The sequence below is a fragment of the Streptodolium elevatio genome, assembly GCF_053592165.1.
On record NZ_JBSFVE010000014.1, the window covers coordinates 109,014 to 122,523 of the forward strand.

Below are 13,510 nucleotides of genomic sequence, written 5' to 3' on the forward strand. Positions count from 1 at the left end.
TCAGCGGGCGGTGGCGCGTACCGGGGCGGACATGGCGCCGATGAACATGTCGACCAGGTTGTCCGTGAACAGGTCCGGGTCGCGCCGCCGCCCGGCATCGACACCGCGGGCGTAGAACGCGCAGGCGTGGGTGACGCCGGTGAGGCCGACGAGGATGCGCTCGTCCATGACATCGCGCGGGACGTCGGGGATCCAGGCGCGCAGCAGTGCGGTGGCGTCCGCCGCGACGGTGTCGCCGAGCAGGTCGGCCAGGCGCGCCGGCGAGCGGTTCTCGTCGTCGACCAGTTGGGAGAGGAACCGGACCACCGCGCGCTGCCGGTCGTCGCCGGTCGCCAGTTCCGCGAGAGGGGTGACGGCGACCTCGGCGATCGTGCGCGGCTCGTCGGCCGTCGCCGCGGTCAGCAGTTCGCGGCGGCGCGCGACCACGGGCGGGAGCACGTCCTCCAGGAGCGCCTTGAGGACGCCTTCCTTGGACCCGAAGTGGTACTGCGTGGCCGCGGAGTTGCGCTGGCCCGCGGCGAGGCGGATCTCGCGCATGCTCACCGCCTCGATGCCGTCGCGGGCGAACAGCAGGAGAGCGGCGTCGAGCAGTTTGCGGCGGGCGGGCTCGGGATCGCGCGGCATACCCGGAACGCTACCGGCCAGCCGCGCAAGCCGGGGCCGGCCCGCGACCGCGGTGCGGCTGCCCCGTACCCCGAGCGGCACACCGGGTGCATTCCGAATCGTGGACGGAACGGGCATCGCACCCGCTGATGTATCTATCTTGTGCGCATGCCAGCCGCACCCACCGCCGCCGACCGCGTCTACCGGCACGTCAAGCAGGCCGTTCTCGAACGCCACTACGAGGGCGGCACGCTGCTGACCGAGGGCGAGGTGGCGGATGCCGTCGGCGTCTCGCGCACACCCGTACGCGAGGCACTGCTGCGCCTGGAGGTCGAGGGGCTGATCCGCCTCTACCCCAAGAAGGGCGCGCTCGTCCTGCCGGTCTCGGCCCAGGAGATCACCGACGTCGTGGAGACCCGGCAACTCGTCGAGGAGCACGCGGCCCGCAAGGCGGTGCCGGCGCCCCCGGACCTGATCACGCGCCTGGAGGAACTGCTCGCGCGGCAGAAGCGCGAGGTCGAGGCCGGCGACCTGGCCGCCGCCGCGACCACCGACCGCTGCTTCCACGCCGCGATCGTGCGCAACTGCGGCAACGCCATCCTGATCCGGCTGTACGACCAGCTCCGCGACCGCCAGCTGCGCATGGGCGTGGCCTTCCTCCACTCGCATCCCGACCGGGTCGCCCGGACGCTGACCGGGCACGAGGAGATCCTCGCGGCGCTGCGTGCGGGCGACGCGGACGCGGCGGTCGACGCCGTGCACCGGCACGTCGGATGGGTGTCCGAACTGGTCCGGGGCGAGGCCCGATGAGCGCGGCCGCCGCGGCACCGCGGCTCGACCCGCCGGGCGGCCGCCGGGCCGTCGCGGTCTGGTCGGTCGGCGTCGCGGTGTACTTCGTCGCGGTGATCTTCCGCACCTCGCTCGGCGTCGCCGGCCTCGACGCCGCCGACCGGTTCGACGTCAACGCCTCGGCGCTGTCGACGTTCTCGATCCTGCAACTGCTCGTGTACGCGGGCATGCAGATACCCGTCGGCGTGCTGGTCGACCGGTTCGGCACCAAGAAGGTGCTGACGATGGGCGTCGTGCTGTTCACCGTGGGCCAGTTGGGCTTCGCGTTCTCCCCCACATACGGCATGGCGCTCGCCTCGCGGGCGCTGCTCGGCTGCGGCGACGCCCTCACCTTCATCAGCGTGCTGCGGCTCGGCACCCGCTGGTTCCCGGCCCGGCGCGGCCCGCTGGTCGCGCAACTGGCCGCACTCGCGGGCATGGGCGGCAATCTCGTCTCGACGCTGGTGCTGTCCCGGATGCTGCACGATGTCGGCTGGACGCAGGCGTTCGCGGGCAGCGCGCTGCTGGGGATCGGGGTCCTCGTCCTCCTGCTGGTGTTCCTGAAGGACCATCCGGAGGGGCACGAGCCGGAGGCGCTGCCGCAGCGCGGGGCGGCGTTCGTCCGCCGCCAGATCGCCGAGTCGTGGCGCGAGCCGGGCACCCGGCTGGGCTTGTGGACGCACTTCACGACGCAGTTCCCGGCGATGGTGTTCCTGCTGCTGTGGGGCATGCCGTTCCTCGTCGAGGCGCAGGGACTGTCCCGGGGGACCGCGGGCGGGCTGCTGACGCTGACGGTGGTGTCGAGCATGGTGTTCGGGCTGGCGTACGGCCAGATCATCACGCGGGCGCGCGCCGCCCGGCTGCCGCTGGCGCTCGGCACGGTGGCCGCGACGGCGGCGAGCTGGGCCGCGGCGATCGGCCATCCGGGCGACGGCGCGCCGATGTGGCTGCTCGTGGTGCTGTGCACGGTCCTCGGGGCCTGCGGCCCGGCGTCGATGATCGGCTTCGACTTCGCCCGGCCCGCCAACCCGCCCGAGCGGCAGGGCACCGCGTCCGGGATCGTCAATATGGGGGGATTCGTCGCGTCGATGGTGACCCTGCTGACGGTCGGGGTCCTGCTCGACGCGACCGGCGACGACTACCGCATCGCGTTCTCGTCGGTGTTCGTGCTGGAGATCGTCGGCCTGGTGCAGATCCTGCGGCTGCGGAAGGCCGCGGTCGCGCGCGAGCGGCTGCACCTCGTGGCCGCTCCCCCGGCCGCCGCCGTACGCTCCGCCGCCTGACCGACGTGGATACCCTTTTCCCCGGTGGCGTCCGTCGCGGCGTCCACGGCGGCGTCCGTCGGGCGGGCCGTGCGGAGAGCCGGATGAAGAGGTGCAGTGGTTCCAGACAGCGGAGCGGGTCAGGCCGACCGGCTCGACGACCACGACTATCCCGCGTACACGATGGGGCGGGCGGCGGAACTGATCGGGGCCACGCCCGCGTTCCTGCGGGCGATCGGGGACGCGGGGCTCATCACTCCCGAGCGTTCGGAGGGCGGGCACCGCAGATATTCGCGCTCGCATCTGCGCGTCGCGCTGCGGGCCCGCGAACTCGTCGACCAGGGCACGGCGATCGACACCGCGTGTCGCATCATCAGCCTGGAGGACCGGTTGGCGGGCGCCTTGCGGATCAACGAGGAGCTCCGCCGATCGGGTGGCACCGCGGACACCGCGCCTGGCACACCGTCGGACACGCCGCCCGACACACCGCCCGGAACACCGCCCGACGTACCGCTCGACACCGTGTCCGACGCAGCGCCGGAAATGGCGTGGCACGCGCCCGCGGAGACAAAAAATCTCCAGCGGCCACGGGAGAAATTCGCACGGCGCCCTCGGTGATTCACCCGGAGTTCACGACACCGATATAACGTCCCGCATCCGGTCGCGTGCAACGTGATACGGTTGGAACCAGTTGCGGTTGTGGTTCCCAAAGACTTCAAGTGCACTCTTCGGCCGATGCGGCCGTCGGGTGCATTTCTGTGTCTCCGGCTTTTTCGGAGGGGCATCATTGCGGCGATGCGGGCTCCGCGCAGTGCGGACTCCGGGCAACTGCCCCGAAGGAGATATGACATGGCTACCGGTACCGTGAAGTGGTTCAACTCGGAAAAGGGCTTCGGCTTCATCGCTCAGGACGGCGGCGGCGCCGACGTGTTCGCGCACTACTCGAACATCGCCACCCAGGGCTTCCGTGAGCTGCAGGAAGGCCAGAAGGTCTCCTTCGACATCACGCAGGGCCAGAAGGGCCCGCAGGCGGAGAACATCGTTCCCGCCTGACGCGTTTTCCCGGCGCTGGGGCCCGCACCTTCGGGTGCGGGCCCCAGCGCTGCGTTTTCGCACCGGGATTAACCGCGGCGGTCCCGCCGTTCTGACGGCGGGCACTCGGCCCGGTTAATTCCCCTTGCCGTCCCATCGGCATTCACCGGCTTTCGCCGGCATACTTCGGCTCGGTCTTGCGATCCACGGCGCCTCCCGGCGCCGCCCGGAATTCCTTGATGCGTGCCGGATCAAGGAGGTTTCGCATGACCCGTACGGCTCGCCGTCCGGACGGCCGGCCCGGAGGCCGCGGCCGTTCCGGTGCCCCCAGGCAACACCGCTCCGCCGCACCCGCACGCCCCCGGGAGTTCGCCCTCCCGGTCACCGCCACACCCCCTCTGCCCCCGGTGTCCCGGTTCGAGGAACTCGACATGCCGGCGGCCCTGCTGACGGCGCTGACGTCCGAGGGCCTGACCGTGCCCTTCCCGATCCAGTCGGCGACACTGCCGAACACCCTGGCGGGCCGCGACGTCCTCGGCCGCGGCCGGACCGGTTCCGGCAAGACCCTCGCGTTCGGCCTGGCCCTGCTGGCCCGCACCGCGGGCCGCCGCGCCGACCCGAAGCAGCCCCTCGGCCTGGTCCTCGTGCCGACCCGCGAGCTGGCCCAGCAGGTCACCGACGCGCTGACGCCGTACGCCCGCGCGCTGCGCCTCCGGTTGACCACCGTCGTCGGCGGCGTCTCGCTCGGCCGCCAGTCCGCGGCCCTGCGCGGCGGCGTCGAGATCGTCGTGGCGACCCCCGGGCGCCTCACCGACCTCATAGAGCGCGGCGACTGCCGCCTCGACCAGGTCGCGGCGTGCGTGCTGGACGAAGCCGACCAGATGGCCGACATGGGCTTCATGCCGCAGGTCACCCGGCTCCTCGACCAGGTCCGCCCGGGCGGCCAGCGCATGCTGTTCTCCGCGACGCTGGACCGCAACATCGACCAGCTGGTCCGCCGCTACCTCGACGACCCGGTCGTGCACTCGGTCGACCCGTCCGCCGCCGCGGTCGGCACGATGGAGCACCACGTGCTCCAGATCGACCTGGCCGACAAGTTCGCGGCCACCACCGAGATCGCGGCCCGCGACGGCCGCGTGATCATGTTCCTGGACACCAAGCACGCCGTGGACAAGCTCACGAAGCACCTGCTGAAGAGCGGGGTTCGGGCGGGCGCGCTGCACGGCGGGAAGTCGCAGGCCCAGCGCACGCGCACCCTCGCGCACTTCAAGACCGGCCACGTCACCGCGCTCGTGGCCACCAACGTCGCGGCGCGCGGCATCCACATCGACCAGCTCGACCTGGTGGTCAACGTGGACCCGCCCGGCGACCACAAGGACTACCTGCACCGGGGCGGCCGTACCGCACGCGCCGGCGAGTCGGGCCGGGTCGTCACCCTCGTCCTGCCCGACCAGCGCCGCGACATGTCGCGCCTGATGGCGGACGCCGGCATCACGCCGCGCACCACCCGCGTGCGCTCGGGCGACGCCGAGCTCAGCCGCATCACCGGGGCACAGGCCCCGTCCGGCGTACCGGTCGCACCCACCGTGACCGCGGAGCGCACCAAGGAGCACGGCTCGTCCGGGGGCGGCGCGCCGCGGGGCGAGCGCCGCCGCGGATCCGGACGGCCCCCGGAGCCCGGCCGGCGCCGGGCGCCCCGGGGTGCGGGAACCCGCCGCCGCCGCTCGGGACCACGCGGAAGCGACTGAGGATCCCCCCACGGCGAGCCCTCGCTGTGACAGGCTGAACCCACCGGGTCGGCGGTATGGCCGTCCCTTCTCTCAACTCTGCCGAGGCCCTATGCGCTGCGTCATCGCCGGATTCTCCTTCGACCTCGTCAAGAACGAGGTCGAGGCAGCGATGCGGGACATCAAGCCGGAACCCGTCGAAGGGGACTCGGTGACCATCGGTCGCCGGGTCTACCCCGTCAAGCAGGTGGGCGAAGTGATCACCCGCCAGGACCGCCGCGACTTCTCCGCGAAGGAGGTCGTCCGGGCGCTGACCCGGATCGGCTTCACCTGCCACCCGGCTCCCGCGGCGAACCCGGCTCCCACCCAGTTCGACCCGTCCTCTCCCCTCGGATACTGAGCCGGCCGACCGGCCCACGTACCGAGCCGATCCACCGGGCCCGCGGACCGGGCCCCCGACCGGGCACGGCCGCCGGGCCGCCCATACCGGCCCGCGCCGACCCACACCCGCGCGAAGACCCTGCTTCCAGGGTCTTCGCGCGTTGTCGTCCTGCGCCTCCGCGGCGCGTACGCCGTAGTCCCCGTCCGCGGCCCGTTCGACACGCCGTCACGCCGTCCCCGTAGTGCTGCCCGTCGTCACGCCGTCCGCCGTCCGGTATCCCGTTGCCCGGTATCAGCGCGCGTGCCGGGACCCGGGGCGTACGCGGCCAACGACTCCCTGATCTCCTCCGCGTACGGGCCCTGCCACCACGGAACGGTGCGCACCAGCGTGGGCCTGGCTCCGCTCACCTGCACGAGCGCGCGCCCCCGGGGCATGGCGCCCAGGTCGGCGATGTCGAGCACCTGCTCCTCGCGGGAAGACCGCGTGGTCGAGCCGGCGAACGGCATTCCCACGCGCGAGGAGACGGACTTCGTCCGGGGTTCGAACCTCGGGGCAGCCTGCGCAAGGTCGTGCAGGAACCGGGCATCGGCCGAACCACCCCCGTAGACCCGGACGTTCGCCGCGCTCCACATCGACGCCATGCCGTGCTCGCCCCAGATTGTGACCCCCTGCGCCCAGGACTGGAGGATCGTCATCATGACGATCCCACGCGAACCGTAGTGGCTGTAGAGAAACGGCAGTTCGTGCCACGGGCAGACGTTGGCGGCCTCGTCGAGGACGAAGACCGCGGGCACCGGCAGGCGGCCTCCCGGACTTGCGATGGCCCGGCCCTCCAGCGAGTACGCGAGTGCGGAGGTGAGCGTGAGGATCAGCGGCGCCGCGGCGCGGTTGGTCTCCTCCGACAACAGGTAGATCGTGCCGTCGTCGCGGTCCGCGAAGTCGGCGTGCCGGAACTCGGGGCGCCGCGGTCCGCTGCCGGGCGTGACCCACCGGGTGACGTCCGGTGCGGCCAGCGGCGACGCCATCTGGGACGCGGCACCGTACACGCCCGCCCGCTGCGACGCGGGGGCCGCGATGATCATCTCGGCCGCGTCGGCCACCCGGTCGGCCCCGGCCGCCCGGAGGATGCGTACCGGAGTTTCGTCGGTCGGGCGGTTCAGCCAGGTCAGGGTCCGCGTGACCGGCTGCTCGTCGAGGGACGCGGCGAGCAGCAGCGCACCGAACAACTGCTGGCCGGCGGGCTCGAAGTACCCGTCCGCGCGGACGTGTGACTGCCGGTTGATGCCGTTGAAGAACGACGCGAGCATGAGGCCCTTGACGACGTTGTCACCGACGAACGAGAGCGGGTTCCACCACCAGGTGGGCTGCTCGCCGGCCTGCCCCTGCGGGTCGAAGACCCATACCGGGCCCCGCTTTTCGCGTATCCCGCGGGTGGCGTCGACGATGTCGCGCTTGTTGGACGTCACCACGAGCGCACCCGGGGCCGCGGCCGCGGCGGGGATGGCCCGGGCGGCGGTCTTGCCGGTACGCGGACCCCAGATGTCCATGTGCATGTCCTCCCACGAACCCCACAGTTCGCGGTCGCGGCGTACCGACCGGCCGATGAACACCCCGGGGTCGTGGGCCCGGACGCCGAGCCGGGCGGCCGTCGCCGCCGCTCCGGACGTCGTCATGCCGGGCAGGTCCGCCGGCCCGGCGAGGAGCCGCGCGGTCCGGTCGATCGCGGGCCGCCGGGCGCGCAGCCGCACCGCCGTCACGACCAGAACTCCCGCCGCGCCCAAGGCGGCCGCCGACAGCACGGCGGCGAGCGTCCCGCCGCGCCGGGCGACGTAGCCGAGGAGCAGGATGCCGAGCGCGGCCGCCGTCAGGACACCGGCGAGGATCTCGGGAAATGGGTGCGGGCCGCGTCGCCGCGTGGTGGCAGACATGGGTGTCGTCTTCGCTTCCGTCGCCGGTGGTCGGGAACCTGCATATCGGGAACCTGCATGCGGCGGACGGCGCTTGGCGGTGCGGGCGCGCGTCCGGGCGGTTCACCGACAGCGGGTGCCGGGCGGGACGGGAAGCTGCCAGATGCGGTGCCGGACGATTGCGCACGGCATACCGAACGGGCGCTCCGACACGGGCCCCTCCTCGGTCTCGTCCGCCGGTCTGTCGTCCGTCGGTCCGTCGGGCTTTCGCCGGGCCGCCGGTCGGCCGGAGCGCCGGACCCGCAGCGTTGCGGTCCGTCGCGCGTCGGCCGGTCGGCAACTGGCGGGTTCCACTGGTATCACGCGGTTGTTGCCGGGGCTTCCCGGTGGGGCGGAAAGCGCGGGCCCTTTGCGCTTCGTGGTCTTGATCGACAGGCCAATCCGGGTTACCGGCGCGGTTGTTCGCCGGAACACGGATTTGACCGCGGCGACGCGGGCCTGCTTGCGTACCGGCACTGTGTGCAACTCACGTCGAATCCTTGTGAAGCGGGTCCACGTCGACCTCATGCGCTTTGCCGGAGCGCTCTGTTCGGGCTGCCGGTAGACCGCCCGACCTCCGACGCCCGACGCCTTCACCACGTACGAGGACGACATGCCCGCACGTTCGCTCACCCCTGCCCCGGCTCCCGCACCGAACCCGGCCGCGCTCCTGGCCTTCGCCGACCGGGCCGCCGCCGACCCCTCGCTCGTCGCCCGCCTGCCCCTCGACCCCGTCGACCGGACATGGCTGCGGATCGGCGGCCCCGGCGCCGCCGAGGCGTGGCTCATCGGCTGGCCGCCCGGCACCGGCACCGGCTGGCACGACCACGGCGGCGCGGTCGGCGCGTTCCTCGTGGTCCGCGGAACCCTGCACGAGTTCACGCCCCCGCATCCCGACGTACGTCCCGGCAGCCACGTGGACGTGCCGTTCGCGCCCGGCACCGAGACGCAGGTCCGCCTCCCCTCCGGCTCCGCACGTTCCTTCCCCCGCGACCACATCCACGACGTCCGCAACACCGCCCAGGCTGACCACGCCGTGTCCCTGCACGTCTACTCCCCCGCCCTCACCCTGATGCGCCGCTACGAACAGACCGGCGGACGCCTGGTCTTCCACTCCGCCGAGGGAACCGCCGACTGGGACCACGAACCCGAGGCGCCGGACCGGACCTGACGAGCCGCCGGAAGCTGTCGGTCCCCGCGCGCTAGAGTCGGCGGGTATCCGCTGGTGGTGGGGAGGACGACGGCGTTCATGACTCGGCGCAACGACGGGCTGATCGGGGGCTGGGCCGAGGCTCAGCGGCAGGAGCAGCGCCGACAGGACGCACAGCGCAGAACCCGCGAGCAGCAGCGGCGCGAGGCCGAGCGGCAACAGCGGGCCGCGGAGCGGGCGATGGCGCAGGCGCACCGCGAGCAGCAGGCGGCGTACAAGCAGCGCCGCGAGGCGGACGCGCGGCTGCGGACCGACGAGATCGAGGCCCGGGTCGCGGTGCTGGAAGGGCTGCTGGCCGCCGGGTGCCGGGGGCCGGCGTTCCGCACGTCCGCGATGCTGCGCGCGGAGCACGTCGAGCCGTTCCAGCCGGGGCATCTCGCGGTCGCGGTCCCGGCCCCGGTCGAGGCCAACTACCAGCCCGCACAGGGTGGTTGGGGATTTGGCCCGAGTGCGCAGGCGCGCGCGGAGGCACGGGCCAGGTTCGAGCGCGACTGGTACGCGGCGCAGGACGCCGAGGCCCAGCGGCTGCGGCAACTGGAGGCGTACCGGCAGCAGTACCAGCAGTGGGCCGAGACGACGCTGACCCAGATCCGCCACCACAACGCGCAGGTGCGGACGTTGGGCGACACGCTGCGCCGCGGCGACCCCGATGCCGCGGTGCAGTACTTCTCGGCCGCGCTGTACTCGTCGGCGGCGTGGCCGGACGGCTTCCCGCACCAGGTCGCCGCCGCGTACGACCGGGGCACGCGCGAGCTGGTGCTCGACTGGCAGTTGCCCGGCATCGACGTCGTCCCCGAGGCCAAGGCGGTCCGGTACATGCCGAGCACCGACCAGGACAAGGAAGTCGCGCGCCCGGTGACGCAGCGGCGCGCGCTGTACCGGGACGTGCTCGCGCAGACCGTGCTGCTGGTGCTGCGCGAGGTGTTCGCCGCCGACGAGTTCGGCGCGCTGGAGTCGGCCGTGGTGAACGGCTTCGTGGACGACCGGGATCCGGCGACCGGCCGCCCGGCGAAGATCGTGCTGGCGTCGCTCCGGGCGACGCGCGCGGACTTCACCCGGCTGGACCTCGCGCGGGTGAGCGCGCAGGACTGCCTGGCGGATGCGCTCGACGGCAAGTTGTCCGCGCGGCCGGACCAGCGTACGGCGGTCCGTGCGGTACGCCGCCCCGACGAGGTGGGCGGCAGCGCGGCCGTCGTGTCGCACGCGGACGACGACGCCGTGCCGAACCTGCTGGAGATGGACCCGATCGCCTTCGAGGGCCTGGTCGCCGAGTTGTTCCGGGCCCGCGGGCTCCAGGCGGTCACCACCCAGCGCTCGGGCGACGGCGGTGTCGACGTCGAAGCGCTGGACCCGGACCCGCTGAGCGGCGGCAAGATCGTCGTGCAGGTGAAGCGGTACCGGCACACGGTGCCGCCGACCGCGGTGCGGGACTTGTACGGGACGGTCCACGACGTCGGGGCGAACAAGGGCGTGCTGGTGACGACGTCCTCGTTCGGGCCGACCTCCTACACGTTCGCCCGCGGCAAGCCGCTGACCCTGATCAACGGCGACGAACTGGTGGACCTCCTGGCCCAGTGCGGGCTGCGCGGCAGGCTCGGCACCGGCGACACTCCCGGCGGCGCCGGTGGCCCCGCTGCGGGCAGCGGTGGCGGCGGACGGGGCGGTTCGCGCACGAGCCGGGGCGACGCGGTGCCCGGCCCCCGCGCGTCCTCCGGCCGGGCCTCCGGCCCGGGCGCCGCCGCGACACCGGACGGCACCCTGCCCGCGAACGGCTTCGCGGTCCCCGCCGCCGGCGACCCGCCCGCCGAGGACGCCGCCGTGCTCGGCATGACCTGGTCGGGCGGCGTGGCCCTGGACGTGTGCGCGCTCGTGTGCCGGGGCGACCGGGTGCTCGGCGACGACTTCTTCGTCTTCTACAACAACCCCGCGACGCCCGACGGCACGGTCCGCTCGGTCGCGGCGCGCGGCTCCGACAAGGCCGCGGTCGCGGTGCGCTTCGACGCCCTGCCCGCCCGGGCCGACCGGGTGGTCCTGGTCGCGGCCATCGATCCGGCGGTCAACCCGACCGCGGACCTGTCCGGTTTCACCGACGCCGCGATCCGGCTGTCGAACGCGTCCGGCACCGAGCTGGACCGCCTGGCCGTGTCCGACGGCCGGGCCGGGGAGACGGCGCTGGTGCTGGGCTCGTTCCGGCGCCGGGCGAACGGCGACTGGAAGTTCGTGGTCGGCGGCCGGGGGTACCCCGACGGCCTGGAACCGCTGCTCGCCGACTTCGGCGTCGAGGTCGCCTGAACGCGGCACGAGCCTGCCGCTTTCGGTATGAGACCGACACTCGTACGGCCTATGCGCCGAACACGCGATCGGGGTATATGACCCCTGGGACGGCAACTCAGAGGGCACGCGCGGCACACGCGCACCGGTGGCAGGGGGCGACCGGCCCGTCAGGGCAGCGGCCGCCCATTCTGTCGGCGTACCGCTGAAGTGAGGCAGGCCATGACTCACGGTGTCGAGCGCGAAGCCCAGCCGCCCGCTCCCGAGGAAGTCGGCCTCAAGGCCAACGCCATCGGGTTCCTCGACGCGCTGGTGATCGGTCTCAACGCGACGTCGCCCGCGTACTCGCTGGCGGCGGTCATCGGCGCGGTCGTCGCCCTCGTGGGGGTGTACGCCCCCGGCGTGGTGCTCGCGTCGTTCGTGCCGATGCTGCTCATCGCCTCGGCGTTCTACTACCTCAACAAGGCCGACCAGGACGCCGGGACGACGTTCTCGTGGGTGACCCGCGCGATGGGCCCGTGGGCGGGCTGGCTCGGCGGCTGGGCGATCATGATGACCGGTGTGCTGGTGGTCGGCTCACTGGCCGATGTCGCGGTGCGCTTCGGGCTGCTGGCGGTCAACCTCGACGACTGGGCGGACAACGAGGCGATCCGGCAGCCCCTCGCGGTCTTCGTGATCATCGCGCTGACCGCGCTGTGCGTCATCGGCACCGAGGCGTCGGCCCGGGTGCAGCGCGTGCTGATCCTCGCCCAGGTGGCGTTCCTGCTGGTCTTCGCGATCGTGGCGATCTCGCGCGTGTACGCGGACAACGGCCTTCCGGACAGCATCGAGCCGAGCTGGTCGTGGCTCAACCCGTTCGGCGAGGGCGGCTCCCCGCTGACCGGCGGCCTGCTGCTGGGCGTGTTCATGTACTGGGGCTGGGAGTCGGCGGTCAACCTGACCGAGGAGGTCGAGGACTCCGCGACGGCACCCGGCAGGGCCGGCATCTGGTCGACGATCCTGCTGCTGGTGACGTACCTGTCGGTGTGCATCGCGGTGGTGGCGTACGCCGGCACCACCTTCCTCGCGGAGAACGCCGACGAGGAGGAGTCGATCTTCGCGCTGCTGGCGAACGAGGCGATGGGCGGCTGGGACTGGGTGGTCCTGCTCGCGGTGTCGACGTCGGCGTTCGCGTCGACCCAGACGACGATCATCCCCGCATCCCGTACCGCGCTGTCGATGGCCCGGCGCGGCGCGCTGCCCCGGCAGTTCGCCCGCATCAACCCGCGGTTCCGCACCCCGGACATCGCCACGTGGTGGGTCGCCGCGGTGGCGATCGTCTGGTACGTGGTGGTCAACCAGATCAGCGAGAACGCACTGTTCGACTCGCTGACCGCGCTGTCGCTCCTGATCGCCTTCTACTACGCGCTCACCGGTGTCGCGTGCGCGGTCTACTACCGGCGGCACCTGACCGAGAGCGCCCGCAACTTCTTCCTGATCGGTGTCGGTCCGCTGGTGGGCGCCGGCCTGCTCGCGTGGCTGCTGGTGGAGTCGGTGCGGGACATGGCCGACCCGGAGAACTCGTACAGCGGCGACTCGTGGCTCGGCCTCGGACCGCCGCTGGTCATCGGTATCGGCATCACGGCCGTCGGCGTCGCCATCATGCTCCTGTGGCGCGTGCGGTCGGCCGCGTTCTGGTCCGAACGCCGTGGCGTGGTGGATCCCGCTTTGGTGCCGCGGAAGTCCGCGGCCGGCAAGGAGTCGTGAGATGTCGGTCGTCCTGGGATACGACGAGTCGGCGGGGGCCGCACGGGCACTGGGCGTCGCGATCGAGTGGGCGTCGGCGTTCGGCGAACCGCTCGTGCTGGTGTTCGGCGCGGCGCCGCCGGGGCTCGGCGGCGAGGAGTACCAGTCGCACTACGAGGCGGTGCGGCAGATGGGACGTACCGCGCTCGGCCGCGCGGTGCGGACCGCCGAGGAGGCCGGGCTGGAGACCACTGTGGAGATCCTGGACGAGAAGCCGGCCGAGGCGCTGGTCGACGCGGCGGCACGGCATTCCGCCCGGGTGATCGTGGTGGGCAGTTGGAGCGAGAGCCCGCTGCGGGGGGCGCTGCTGGGGTCGACGCCGCACAAGCTGCTGCACCTGTCGCCGATCCCGGTCCTGTGCGTGCCCACGACGGACTGAGGACGCGGGACCGGGGACGCGCGACCGGGACTGCCGCGAGAGCGGGCCGAGCCTTGTCGATACACGAACGTATTGGATACGTTCG

General features: G+C 72.7%; 12 protein-coding genes and 1 pseudogene. 11 read left to right on the forward strand and 2 right to left on the reverse strand.

Going from position 1 to position 13,510, the window contains the following annotated elements; genetic code table 11:
- Positions 1 to 624 carry a TetR/AcrR family transcriptional regulator gene (locus tag ACWD12_RS24905; protein ID WP_358351630.1) on the reverse strand — a complete coding sequence of 208 codons (624 nt, stop codon included), beginning with the start codon at positions 622 to 624 and terminating at the stop codon, positions 1 to 3.
- A 147-nt stretch (positions 625 to 771) separates the two neighbouring features.
- Here ACWD12_RS24905 and ACWD12_RS24910 point away from each other — a divergent pair, with 147 nt between their 5' ends.
- The 6 genes and pseudogenes from ACWD12_RS24910 to ACWD12_RS24935 all read left to right on the forward strand — a co-directional run bounded on the left by ACWD12_RS24910 (position 772) and on the right by ACWD12_RS24935 (position 5,852).
- Entirely contained in the window at positions 772 to 1,413 is a 642-nt protein-coding gene (locus tag ACWD12_RS24910) for a GntR family transcriptional regulator (RefSeq protein WP_358351627.1), read from the forward strand.
- Positions 1,410 to 2,714: an MFS transporter gene (locus ACWD12_RS24915; RefSeq protein WP_358351624.1), complete on the forward strand. Its 1,305-nt coding sequence runs from the start codon at positions 1,410 to 1,412 to the stop codon at positions 2,712 to 2,714. Before ACWD12_RS24910 ends, ACWD12_RS24915 begins: the two co-directional genes overlap by 4 nt.
- A 162-nt stretch (positions 2,715 to 2,876) precedes the next feature.
- A pseudogene (locus ACWD12_RS24920) lies at positions 2,877 to 3,140 on the forward strand (helix-turn-helix domain-containing protein); the annotation flags it as partial.
- A 402-nt stretch (positions 3,141 to 3,542) separates the two neighbouring features.
- Positions 3,543 to 3,746, forward strand: a complete 204-nt coding sequence (locus ACWD12_RS24925; RefSeq protein WP_358351621.1) for a cold-shock protein — start codon at positions 3,543 to 3,545, stop codon at positions 3,744 to 3,746.
- A 218-nt stretch (positions 3,747 to 3,964) separates the two neighbouring features.
- Complete coding sequence (locus tag ACWD12_RS24930; RefSeq protein WP_450101410.1) at positions 3,965 to 5,473, forward strand: DEAD/DEAH box helicase; 1,509 nt, start codon at positions 3,965 to 3,967, stop codon at positions 5,471 to 5,473.
- Between the two features lie 91 nt (positions 5,474 to 5,564).
- A complete protein-coding gene (locus tag ACWD12_RS24935) occupies positions 5,565 to 5,852 on the forward strand; it encodes an SCO5918 family protein (RefSeq protein WP_358351615.1) in 288 nt (95 codons plus the stop codon).
- A 236-nt stretch (positions 5,853 to 6,088) separates the two neighbouring features.
- Here the strand turns inward: ACWD12_RS24935 and ACWD12_RS24940 are convergent, their stop codons facing one another.
- The gene (locus ACWD12_RS24940; protein WP_450101411.1) at positions 6,089 to 7,762 is read right to left on the reverse strand and encodes a type IV secretory system conjugative DNA transfer family protein; all 1,674 of its coding nucleotides are present in this window, start codon (positions 7,760 to 7,762) and stop codon (positions 6,089 to 6,091) included.
- Positions 7,763 to 7,904: 142 nt separating this feature from the next.
- On the opposite strand from ACWD12_RS24940, the gene ACWD12_RS24945 reads away from it, so the two are divergent.
- The 5 genes from ACWD12_RS24945 (at position 7,905) to ACWD12_RS24965 (ending at position 13,425) form a co-directional block, all read left to right on the forward strand.
- On the forward strand, positions 7,905 to 8,345 hold the full coding sequence (locus ACWD12_RS24945) for a putative leader peptide (RefSeq protein WP_450101505.1): 441 nt from the start codon (positions 7,905 to 7,907) through the stop codon (positions 8,343 to 8,345).
- A gap of 48 nt (positions 8,346 to 8,393) precedes the next feature.
- Entirely contained in the window at positions 8,394 to 8,951 is a 558-nt protein-coding gene (locus tag ACWD12_RS24950; protein WP_450101412.1) for a cysteine dioxygenase, read from the forward strand.
- A gap of 78 nt (positions 8,952 to 9,029) precedes the next feature.
- Positions 9,030 to 11,282, forward strand: coding sequence for a restriction endonuclease (locus ACWD12_RS24955; RefSeq protein ID WP_450101413.1), 2,253 nt, complete (start codon positions 9,030 to 9,032; stop codon positions 11,280 to 11,282).
- Between the two features lie 201 nt (positions 11,283 to 11,483).
- Positions 11,484 to 13,007 (forward strand): APC family permease, encoded by a 1,524-nt coding sequence (locus tag ACWD12_RS24960; protein ID WP_450101414.1) that lies wholly within the window; start codon positions 11,484 to 11,486, stop codon positions 13,005 to 13,007.
- Position 13,008: 1 nt separating this feature from the next.
- Positions 13,009 to 13,425 (forward strand): universal stress protein, encoded by a 417-nt coding sequence (locus ACWD12_RS24965; protein WP_358351598.1) that lies wholly within the window; start codon positions 13,009 to 13,011, stop codon positions 13,423 to 13,425.
- Positions 13,426 to 13,510: the final 85 nt, after the last annotated feature.

Coding starts and splice junctions, on each gene's coding strand:
- ACWD12_RS24905 (WP_358351630.1), bottom strand. CDS start 624: ATGCCGCGCGATCCCGAGCCCGCCCGCCGCAAACTGCTCGACGCCGCT.
- ACWD12_RS24910 (WP_358351627.1), top strand. CDS start 772: ATGCCAGCCGCACCCACCGCCGCCGACCGCGTCTACCGGCACGTCAAG.
- ACWD12_RS24915 (WP_358351624.1), top strand. CDS start 1,410: ATGAGCGCGGCCGCCGCGGCACCGCGGCTCGACCCGCCGGGCGGCCGC.
- ACWD12_RS24925 (WP_358351621.1), top strand. CDS start 3,543: ATGGCTACCGGTACCGTGAAGTGGTTCAACTCGGAAAAGGGCTTCGGC.
- ACWD12_RS24930 (WP_450101410.1), top strand. CDS start 3,965: ATGCGTGCCGGATCAAGGAGGTTTCGCATGACCCGTACGGCTCGCCGT.
- ACWD12_RS24935 (WP_358351615.1), top strand. CDS start 5,565: ATGCGCTGCGTCATCGCCGGATTCTCCTTCGACCTCGTCAAGAACGAG.
- ACWD12_RS24940 (WP_450101411.1), bottom strand. CDS start 7,762: ATGTCTGCCACCACGCGGCGACGCGGCCCGCACCCATTTCCCGAGATC.
- ACWD12_RS24945 (WP_450101505.1), top strand. CDS start 7,905: ATGCGGTGCCGGACGATTGCGCACGGCATACCGAACGGGCGCTCCGAC.
- ACWD12_RS24950 (WP_450101412.1), top strand. CDS start 8,394: ATGCCCGCACGTTCGCTCACCCCTGCCCCGGCTCCCGCACCGAACCCG.
- ACWD12_RS24955 (WP_450101413.1), top strand. CDS start 9,030: ATGACTCGGCGCAACGACGGGCTGATCGGGGGCTGGGCCGAGGCTCAG.
- ACWD12_RS24960 (WP_450101414.1), top strand. CDS start 11,484: ATGACTCACGGTGTCGAGCGCGAAGCCCAGCCGCCCGCTCCCGAGGAA.
- ACWD12_RS24965 (WP_358351598.1), top strand. CDS start 13,009: ATGTCGGTCGTCCTGGGATACGACGAGTCGGCGGGGGCCGCACGGGCA.